Source organism: Streptomyces sp. NPDC028419 (assembly GCF_055565515.1).
Genome location: NZ_JBVHUE010000075.1, coordinates 1 through 8,722, shown reverse-complemented (window position 1 = coordinate 8,722; position 8,722 = coordinate 1). Strand labels below are relative to the sequence as shown.

The window sequence follows — 8,722 nt, the reverse complement described above, 5'->3', positions numbered from 1 at the left end:
TTGGCGCCCCCACCCCCCCCACCTTTTCCCCCCCCCCCTCTCCTCTTTTCCCCCCCCCCCCCCCCCCCCCCCCCCCCCCCCGCCGCCGGAGGCAAACGCGCCCCGCGCACGCAACCACCGCACCGCCAGAAGGGACGTCATGCTCGACCACCTGATCAAGGGCGCCACCGTCGTGGACGGGACCGGCGCCCCCGCCCGCGTGGCGGACGTCGGGATACGCGACGGCCGGATCGCGGTCATCGGCGAGCCCGGCACCGTCACCGAGGAGGCCCGGACCCGCGAGGACGCCCACGGCCTCGTCCTGACCCCCGGCTTCATCGACCCGCACACGCACTACGACGCCCAGCTCTTCTGGGACCCGTACGCGACCCCCTCCATGAACCACGGCGTCACCACCGTCGCCGGCGGCAACTGCGGCTTCACCCTGGCCCCCCTGCACCCGGACCGCCCCGAGGACGCCGACTACACGCGCCGGATGATGAGCAAGGTCGAGGGCATGGCCCTCAAAGCCCTGGAGGAGGGCGTCGACTGGAGCTGGTCCAGCTTCGGCGAGTACCTCGACGCCCTCGACGGCCGGATCGCCGTCAATGCCGGCTTCATGGTCGGCCACTGCGCACTGCGCCGCCACGTCATGGGCGAGGACGCGGTGGGCGGCCAGCCCACGCCCGAGCAGATGCGGCAGATGCTGGACCTCTTCCACGACGCGATGGACGCGGGCGCCTGGGGCCTGTCGACCACCCAGTCCGCCACCCACTCCGACGGCGCGGGCGCCCCCGTCGCCTCCCGGCACGCCCGGCCCGAGGAACTCCTCGCCCTCTCCCGCGCGGTGGCCGAACACGAGGGCACCCAGCTCGAAGCCATCGTCGCGGGCTGCCTGGACCAGTTCGCGGACGAGGAGATCGACCTCTTCGTCGAGATGAGCGCCGCCGCCGGGCGGCCGCTGAACTGGAACGTGCTGACCATCGACGCCGCGGTCCCCGAGCGCGTACCGCGCCAGCTCCTCCCGAGCGAGCGGGCCCGCAAGGCCGGCGGCCGGATCGTCGCGCTCACCATGCCGATCCTGACCCCGATGAACATGTCGCTCGGCACCTTCTGCGCGCTCAACCTGATCCCCGGCTGGGGCGAGGTCCTCGGCCTGCCCGTGCCCGAGCGGATCGCGAAGCTGCGCGACGCGGACGTACGGGCCGAGATGCTGCGCCGCGCCGCCAGCAAGGAGGCCGGGGTCTTCCGGCGCCTCGCGGACTTCGGGCGCTACGTCATCGGGGACACCTACAGCGAGGAGAACGCCGGCCTCTCGGGTCGCGTGGTCAACGACATCGCGGCCGAGCGCGGCCAGGACCCCTTCCACTGCCTGGTGGAGATCTGCGCGGCCGACGACCTGCGCACCGTGCTGTGGCCGATGCCCACCGACAACGATCCGGCGAGCTGGGCGCTGCGCCGGGAGACCTGGCAGCACGAGGACGTGATGCTGGGCGGCTCGGACGCGGGCGCGCACCTGGACCGGATGTGCGGGGCGCCGTACACGACCCGCTTCCTCGGGGACTGCCTGCGCGGGCGCAAGCTGGTGCCGCTGGAGCAGGCGGTACGGATGCTGACGGACGACCCGGCCCAGCTGTTCGGGCTGCGCGAGCGGGGCCGGATCGCCGAGGGCTGGCACGCGGACCTGGTCCTCTTCGACCCGGAGCGGATCGAGGCGGGGCCCGCCACGCTGGTGCACGACCTGCCGGGGGACAGCCCGCGGCTGGACTCGCGGGCGATCGGCGTCGTGTCCGTCCGGGTCAACGGGGTGGAGACGATCCGCGACGACGAAGTGACGGGGGCCGTGCCGGGGATCGTGCTCCGGTCGGGCCGGGACACGAGGACGGTGAGCACGCGTTGAGCGCTACGGGTCCGGCAGGTCCGGGGGACCGGCCGCAGCAGTTGCTGATCAACGGCGAATGGGTGGAGCCCGCGGGCGGCCACTACGAGGTGATCAACCCGGCGGACGAGTCGGTGGTCGGCCTGGCCCCCGAGGCCTCGCGGCAGCAGGTCCACGAGGCCGCCGCCGCGGCCCGGAGCGCCTTCGCGAGCTGGTCGCGCACGAAGCCGCAGGAGCGGGCCGCGATCCTGGACCGGGCCGCGGACATCATGCAGCGGGAGTACGAGCCGTGGGCGCGCCTCGCCCAGGCGGAGACCGGGGCCCCCACCGGCATCGCCCGCGGCATGCAGGTCGGGGTCGGGGTGGCCCGCTTCCGGCGGTACGCGCGGGGCGCCCTGGAACCGGTCGAGCGGGGTCTGCCGCCGCAGGTCACCGAGGCCGGTCCGATGGGCGCGGCCAGCGTCCTGGGCGCACTGGAGATCCGCCAGCCGGTCGGGGTGGTCACCTGCATCACCTCCTACAACAACCCGTGGGCCAACCCGGCGGGCAAGGTGGCCCCCGCGCTGGCCATGGGCAACACGGTCGTGGTCAAGCCCGCTCCGCAGGACCCGCTGTCGGTGTTCAAGATGGCGGCGGCGCTCCAGGAGGCCGGTGCGCCGCCCGGGGTGGTGAACGTGGTCAACGGCGCCTCGGTGGAGGTCGGCGAGGCGGCCGTGGACGCGCCGGACGTGGACATGGTGTCCTTCACCGGGTCGACGGGCGTCGGGCAGAAGATCGCGGAGGTCTGCGGCCGGACCATGAAGCGGCAGCTGATGGAGCTGGGCGGCAAGGGCGCTGCGGTCGTCTTCGACGACGCGGACCTCGACGCGGCGGTGCGGGGGATCGGGACGACCTTCTCCTTCTACAGCGGCCAGATCTGCACGGCCCCGACCCGGGTGATCGCCCAGCGCGGGATCCACGACCAGCTCGTCGAGAAGCTGATCGGCTACCTGGGTTTCATGAAGGTCGGCGACCCGGGCGAGCGCGGCACGGTGGTCGGCCCGGTGATCTCCGCGGCGCACCGGGACCGGGTGGAGTCGTACGTCGAGTGGGGCCGCAAGGAAGGGGCGCGGGTCGCGCACGGCGGCGAGCGCCCGGTGGTGGGGCCGCACGGCAAGGGCTTCTACGTCGCCCCGACGCTGCTCGTGGACTGCACGAACGACATGCGGGTGGTCCGGGAGGAGATCTTCGGCCCGGTGGTCGTGGTGGTCCCCTTCGACGACGAGGAGGAGGGGATCGCGCTGGCCAATGACAGCGACTTCGGGCTGCTGCACTACGTGTGGTCCGGGGACGCGGCGCGGGCCTTCCGGGTGGCGCGGCGGATGCGTGCGGGCGGGGTCGGCGTGAACACGATCGGCCGCAACATGGAGGCGCCGTTCGGCGGCTTCAAGCGGAGCGGGGTCGGGCGGGACGTGGGCTCGTACGCGCTGCACGCCTACAGCGAGATCCAGTCCATCGTGTGGACGTGAGGCACGCTTGACCAAAATGTGATCGGGAAAGTTTAGAGTCCGGCATATCGGACATGGCTGCGGTTTCCGCATGCCGAAAGGTGACATCCGGTCCCGCCGAAACGATGATCGGCGGGACTGTGAACCTTTCATTAAGTGATCTGTCGGTCTATTGACCTCAAGATTCAAAGGGAATTCCGGGACCTTTGAATCGGACTTATGTCCTCCGGATGTGGAAACCGCACCGTCTAACGTCCCTTCACATGACACAGCTGGACGCTCGGCCTCGGGTCGCAGACACGGTAAGCGGCGCCGCCGGCACGGCGGGCCCGGACGACGGCGTGCGCGGCAAGGGCCTCGGCAAGGGCTCCGTCGGCCTCCTGGGCAGCGCCGTCATCGGCATCTCCACCGTCGCCCCCGTCTACTGCCTGACCTCCACCCTCGGCTCCACCGCCGGTGAGGTCGGCGTCCAGATGCCCGCCGTGTTCCTGGCCGGGTTCCTGCCGATGCTGCTCGTCGCCTTCGCCTACCGCGAGCTGAACAAGGCGATGCCCGACTGCGGCACCTCCTTCACCTGGACCGTCAAGGCCTTCGGGCCCCGCGTCGGCTGGATGTGCGGCTGGGGCCTGGTGATCGCCACGATCATCGTCCTCTCCAACCTGGCCGGCGTCGCCACCTCCTACTTCTGGCTCCTCGCGGGCGAGATCACCGGCGACCCGGGCATCGCGGCCCTGGACGACAACAAACTCGTCCACATCGCCACCTGCCTCAGCCTGATCGCGGTCGCCACCGCCATCAGCTACCGCGGGATGACCGCCACCAAGGGCATCCAGTACACCCTGGTCGGCCTCCAGCTCGTCGTGCTCGCCGTCTTCGTCGCGATGGCCCTCCAGAAGGCCTCCGCCGGCACCTTCGACACCGGGCTCGACTTCTCCTGGCAGTGGATGAACCCCTTCGCGGTCGAATCCATGGCCTCCTTCACCGCCGGACTCTCGCTCTCGATCTTCATGTACTGGGGCTGGGACGCCTGCCTGGCCACCAACGAGGAGACCACCGGCTCCGCGAAGACCCCCGGCCGCGCCTCGCTCATCGCGATGGTCGTCCTGGTCGGCTCCTACCTGGCCACCGGCATCGTCGCCCAGATGGCCGTCGGCTCCGGCGACAAGGGCCTCGGCCTCGGCAACCCGGAGACCTCCGGCAACGTCTTCGCCGCCCTGGCCGGCCCGGTCATGGGCCCGGGCCTCGGCGTCCTGCTCTTCATCGCGGTCCTCGCCTCGGCGACGGCCTCCCTCCAGACGACCTTCATCCCCGTCGCCCGCACGGTGCTGGCCATGGCGACCTACGAGGCCCTGCCGCCCGCGTACGCGAAGGTCCACCCGAGGTTCAAGACCCCCGGCCGCGCGACCGTCATGGCGGGCGCGGCGACCGGCACCTTCTACACCGTGATGACGCTGATCAGCGAGAACGTCCTCACCGACACGATCTTCGCGCTCGGCCTGATGATCTGCTTCTACTACTCCCTGACGGCCTTCGCCTGCGCCTGGTACTTCCGCGGCGAGCTGCGCCGCTCCACCCGCGACCTGCTGTTCAAGGGCGTCTTCCCGGTCGCCGGCGGGCTGCTCCTGGCCGCCGTCTTCTGCAAGACCCTCATCGACATGTGGAACCCGTCCTACGGTTCCGGCTCCACGGTCCTCGGCGTCGGCAGCGTCTTCGTCATCGGCGTGGGCCTGCTGCTCCTGGGCCTGATCGTCATGCTGGTCACCGAACGCCGCAGCCCCGCCTTCTTCCGCGGCCGCGTCCTGACCAAGGCGACCCCGTCGCTGGTCGTCAACGACTGACCGGACCCCGCGCCCGACGGGACGAGCACGTCAACGGCCGCGGCGACCCCGGGGTGAGCCGGGGTGACCCGCGGCGGCCGGGGTCGTTGGGCGGGGCATGAACGCCATGAAGCGCACCCTCGCCGCCCTGGTCCTCTCCGGCGGCGCCGCCATCGCCCTCACCCCCGGGCTCGCCCAGGCCGCCGACCAGACGACGCCGCAGGGCCCGCCGATCACCGCACGGCTCGGCGAGATCGTCGACAACCCGAGCGGGGCCGTCAAGGACGCGAAGACCGCCGTCGGCGTGGCCGCCGGCGCCGCCAAGACCTCCGCCCACGCCACCGACAGCTCCCTCGCGGGCACCGGCACCGCCCTGGAGACCGGCCTGCCGAAGACCCCGACGGTCGGCGGCGCTCCCGCGGGCCACTGACCCGCCGCCCCCGCCGACCCCGCTGACGCACCGCTCCCCGCAGACTTGACCCTCGACCTGGTGGAGGTCGCACAGTCAGGGGCGTGGAGAACGACATGCGCGACACGCGCGACGTGCGCGCCATGCGCAGCATCGGCGAAATGGCGCGGGACAGCGGCCTGGGCGTGAGCGCCCTGCGGTTCTACGACCGTGCGGGCGTCCTGATGCCCGCACGGGTCGACCCCGCGACCGGATACCGCTGGTACGGGCCCGAGCAGCTCGACGAGGCACGCGTCCTGGCCCGGCTGCGCCGGGCCGGGATGCCCCTGGCCGACATCCGGCTCGTCCTCGCGGGCTGGTCCGGCGCGGACACCGGGCTGGTGCCGAGCCTGCTGGACGGCCATCTGCGCCGGCTCGAACGCGGCCTCACCGAGGCGCGCACGGAGTTCTCCACGATACGAGCGCTACTCGCACCCAAGGGGAACTCCGTGACCACCACCGCCCGCCTGACCGTGCCCGCCGCCGCACTCGCGGCCGCCCTCGACGCCGTCCGCTTCGCCGCCGGCAGCGACCCCGAACTCCCGCTGCTCGGCGGGGTCCACTTCGACATCGAGGGGCGCGACCTGCACGTCGTGGCCACCGACCGCTACCGCATGGCCGTCGCCCGCACCGCCACCGCCGGCCACGACGGCGAACGGGTCCAGGTCACCGTGCCCACCCCGCTCGTCGACGCCATGCGCGCCCTGCTGACCGACGGCGACGCCGACGCCCCGGCCCGCCTCACCGTGGCCGACGACCGGGTGGAGCTGGAGACCCAGGGGCGCGAGGCCGCGGGCCAGGGCCTCGGCGAGGGCTTCCCCGACTACCGGCGCCTGACCCGGCTGCCCGAGGGCCGCCGGATCCCCCTCGACGTCCCGGCCCTGCGCAGGGCGCTCGTCGACCAGGCCGAGGACGTGTGCACCCTCGTCCTGACGGCGGACGCGGTGTCCGTCGGCGGCGACGACGAGCCGACCGGCGAGCGCGTGGGGGTCAACCCCGGCTACCTCCTGGAGGCCCTCGCCACCGACGACCTCCTCCTGGAGTACGTCGGCCCCAAGGCCCCCCTCGTCGTCCTGCGCCCCGACACCGAGGACACCTTCTCCCTCCTGATGCCGATCAGCCTCGACGCCTGACCCCTGAGGGGGCCCGGACGGGGCTCGGGGTCGCGGTAGGGAGATCACCCATGGGCAACACGCCCCCCGACCAGCAGAGTTGACGTCGTCAAGGCATCGGCGAGGCCCCAGCGCCCTACCGCCTCAAGGCCGCGACTCCTCAACGCCTCGCCGGGAGCACTCCATGCGCAGGTTCCGTCAGCTGGCCGTCGCGGGCCTCGTCCTCGCCGCCGTCACCGCGGGAGCGGCCGCCCCCGCGGCCACGGCGGCCCCGGCGCCGAAGGAGGCCCGCGCGGCCGTGCCCGCCTACGACCCCGAAGCGGTGGCGGACCTGCTGGGCCGGCTCCCGGACGACGTCACCGCGGGCGGCCTCGTCCGGGTGGCGGGCGCGGGGCTGCGCACGCCGTGGACTGGTACCGCCGCAGGGGTCTCCGCCGACGCGCGCTTCCCGATCGGGAGCGTCAGCAAGACCTTCACGGGCGCCGTGGTGCTCCAGCTCGTCGCCGAACACCGCATCGGTCTCGACGAGCCCGTACGCCGCCACCTCCCCGAGCTGCTCCCCGCCGCGTACTCGGCCGTCACCGTCCGCCAACTCCTGGACCACACCAGCGACTTCCCGATGGCCGCCCGGGTGCCCGGCGACCCGCGCGCCCTGGTCGCCGCCTCCTTCGCCGCCGACACCCACACCCCGGCCCCCGGCGCTGAGCAGCAGTACAACGGCCTGAACTACTTCGTCCTCGGCCTCCTCGTCGAGCGCGTCACCGGGCGCACCTACGCGGAGGAACTCCAGCGCCGCGTCCTGCGCCCCCTGGGCCTGCGCGACACGGGCCTCTCCACCGACCCGCAGGTGGCCTACTTCTGGGCCGAGGGCGGCCTCGCCTCCACCGCGGCGGACCTCGACCGCTTCCAGACGGCCCTGCTGCGCGGCCGCCTCCTGCCCCCGGCCCAACAGGCGACCCTCTTCGAGGTCCCGGCCGTCCCGGGCGCCAAGACCAACACCTGCCTCACCCCCGCCGCGTGCTTCAGCGCGGGCGGCCTGATGAAGGTCGACCTGCCGAGCGGCGTCACCGTCTGGGGCAAGACGGGCTCCAGCGGGAGCGCCTGGACGAGCGGCATGTTCGCCACGAAGGACCTGCGCCGCCACCTCGTCTACGCCCTCAACCCCCGCCCCGAAGCGCCCGGCGCGCTCCAGCGCGAACGCGTCGTGGACCTGGCGACCGCGGCCTTCTCGAACTAGCCGCGGAACCGGTCACGAGATTCCCGTGCGGACATGTCACATCCGTGCGTCGAGATCCGTCAGAGGTGCGTAGACGACGAGAGGGGCGGCGCAGCCGCCACCGTGAGAGGGGAACGCCATGGACACGAAGATCGACGTGGAGCAGACCGTGGGCTCGCGGATGTCCGACCCGACCGAGCTGATCCCGGAGCTGGGGACCATCGCCGGAGCGCTCTTCAAGGCGGCGGGCAACCGCTCGGTGCCGCGCTCCACGATCGGACTGATCCAACTGCGGGCGGGGCAGATCGTCGGCAACACCTACCTGACGGTCATGCACTCGACCCTGCTGCGCAAGGCGGGCGAGTCCGAGGAGCGCATCACGGCCGTCGCGTCCTGGAGGGACGCGCCGTTCTTCACCCCGGCCGAGCGGGTGGCCCTGGAACTGGTCGAGGCGGTCATCCTGCCGAACACCCGGGGCGAGCGCGTCTCCGACGAGCTCTACGCCCGAGCAGCCGACCACTACGACCCCAAGGCGCTCGCCACCTTGACGATGGCGATCGGCCAGGTCAACTTCTTCTCCGCCCTGGCCCTGATCGGCAAGCCCCTCCCGGGCAAGTCGCCGACGGAGCAGTGGACCTGAGGCAGGGCGCGGTGGCGGGCGCGGCTTCGCCGCGGTGGGCGGGTGCTTCGGTGGGGCGGGGTCGGTGGGGTTCCGGGGGCTGCCCGTCAGTTCCACTGTCTCTCCGGGGTGGGCCGGGCCCTCAAGGGCGCTCCTTCGTCGCGT

Annotated in this window: 7 protein-coding genes; all 7 read left to right on the top strand. The window is 72.7% G+C overall.

The window, feature by feature from the left end:
* Positions 1-139: 139 nt before the first annotated feature.
* The 7 genes from ACZ4UB_RS39370 to ACZ4UB_RS39340 all read left to right on the top strand — a co-directional run bounded on the left by ACZ4UB_RS39370 (position 140) and on the right by ACZ4UB_RS39340 (position 8,578).
* Positions 140-1,879 carry an N-acyl-D-amino-acid deacylase family protein gene (locus ACZ4UB_RS39370; RefSeq protein ID WP_468078085.1) on the top strand — a complete coding sequence of 580 codons (1,740 nt, stop codon included), beginning with the start codon at positions 140-142 and terminating at the stop codon, positions 1,877-1,879.
* Positions 1,876-3,366, top strand: a complete 1,491-nt coding sequence (locus ACZ4UB_RS39365; protein WP_468078083.1) for an aldehyde dehydrogenase family protein — start codon at positions 1,876-1,878, stop codon at positions 3,364-3,366. The genes ACZ4UB_RS39370 and ACZ4UB_RS39365 overlap by 4 nt, the downstream gene beginning before the upstream one ends.
* A 242-nt stretch (positions 3,367-3,608) precedes the next feature.
* Positions 3,609-5,183 (top strand): APC family permease, encoded by a 1,575-nt coding sequence (locus ACZ4UB_RS39360; RefSeq protein WP_468078081.1) that lies wholly within the window; start codon positions 3,609-3,611, stop codon positions 5,181-5,183.
* 97 nt (positions 5,184-5,280) lie between these two features.
* Positions 5,281-5,592 (top strand): hypothetical protein, encoded by a 312-nt coding sequence (locus ACZ4UB_RS39355; RefSeq protein WP_467956176.1) that lies wholly within the window; start codon positions 5,281-5,283, stop codon positions 5,590-5,592.
* A 95-nt stretch (positions 5,593-5,687) separates the two neighbouring features.
* Positions 5,688-6,743, top strand: a complete 1,056-nt coding sequence (locus tag ACZ4UB_RS39350; RefSeq protein WP_468078079.1) for a DNA polymerase III subunit beta family protein — start codon at positions 5,688-5,690, stop codon at positions 6,741-6,743.
* 163 nt (positions 6,744-6,906) lie between these two features.
* Entirely contained in the window at positions 6,907-7,959 is a 1,053-nt protein-coding gene (locus ACZ4UB_RS39345; RefSeq protein ID WP_468078077.1) for a serine hydrolase domain-containing protein, read from the top strand.
* A 118-nt stretch (positions 7,960-8,077) separates the two neighbouring features.
* A complete protein-coding gene (locus ACZ4UB_RS39340) occupies positions 8,078-8,578 on the top strand; it encodes a carboxymuconolactone decarboxylase family protein (RefSeq protein ID WP_468078075.1) in 501 nt (166 codons plus the stop codon).
* Positions 8,579-8,722 lie beyond the last annotated feature (144 nt).

Bases quoted from the DNA above. Each gene is read 5' to 3' on its own strand.
- ACZ4UB_RS39370 (WP_468078085.1), top strand. From the start codon at position 140: ATGCTCGACCACCTGATCAAGGGCGCCACCGTCGTGGACGGGACCGGC.
- ACZ4UB_RS39360 (WP_468078081.1), top strand. From the start codon at position 3,609: ATGACACAGCTGGACGCTCGGCCTCGGGTCGCAGACACGGTAAGCGGC.
- ACZ4UB_RS39355 (WP_467956176.1), top strand. From the start codon at position 5,281: ATGAACGCCATGAAGCGCACCCTCGCCGCCCTGGTCCTCTCCGGCGGC.
- ACZ4UB_RS39350 (WP_468078079.1), top strand. From the start codon at position 5,688: ATGCGCGACACGCGCGACGTGCGCGCCATGCGCAGCATCGGCGAAATG.
- ACZ4UB_RS39345 (WP_468078077.1), top strand. From the start codon at position 6,907: ATGCGCAGGTTCCGTCAGCTGGCCGTCGCGGGCCTCGTCCTCGCCGCC.
- ACZ4UB_RS39340 (WP_468078075.1), top strand. From the start codon at position 8,078: ATGGACACGAAGATCGACGTGGAGCAGACCGTGGGCTCGCGGATGTCC.